This window comes from Micromonospora sp. BL1, from assembly GCF_003667485.1.
GTDB lineage: Bacteria > Actinomycetota > Actinomycetes > Mycobacteriales > Micromonosporaceae > Micromonospora > Micromonospora tulbaghiae.
The window spans coordinates 1-490 of sequence record NZ_RCVK01000208.1 but is presented as its reverse complement, the minus strand read 5'-3'; the positions used below and the strand labels follow the sequence as shown (position 1 = coordinate 490).

The window sequence follows — 490 nt, the reverse complement described above, 5'->3', positions numbered from 1 at the left end:
CGGCGTTGATGCGGGCGATGGCGTCGTCGCGCAGCTGCTTGTCACGTTCGGCCTGGTCGGGGTTGTGGCAGATGACGAACCGTTCGGTCTCCGCCACCTTCACTTCCTTGACCCGCATGTTCTGTGCGACCTCGGTGTAGCGCCCTTGCCTGGACAGGGCGGCCTTGATCTCCGGGGAGTCCGAGCGCAGCTTCTCACCGATGATGTAGGAGTGGTCGCCCTGGCGTAGGTAGCGGCGGTTGCGCTCGGAGGAGAAGCCCCGGTCCGCGACCCACACGATCTTCGACAGGGTCCAGTCCCGCATGTCGTCCTTGACTTGGCGGATCAGCTTGGAGTCGGCGGTGTTCCCGGGCCAGCACCACACCCGGACCGGGATCCCGTCGCGGGTGACCGCCATCCCGATCACGATCTGCGGCAGGTCGTCGCGGGAGTCCTTCGACTTGCCGTAGGTCCGGAACCCGGCGTTGGTCGCCTCGCCGTCCTCCTCCCG

The 490-nt window shown here is 66.9% G+C and carries 1 protein-coding gene; it reads right to left on the bottom strand.

The features are described from left to right. On the bottom strand, positions 1-490 hold a 490-nt coding region (locus EAD96_RS11420; protein ID WP_147457866.1), incomplete at both ends, for a transposase.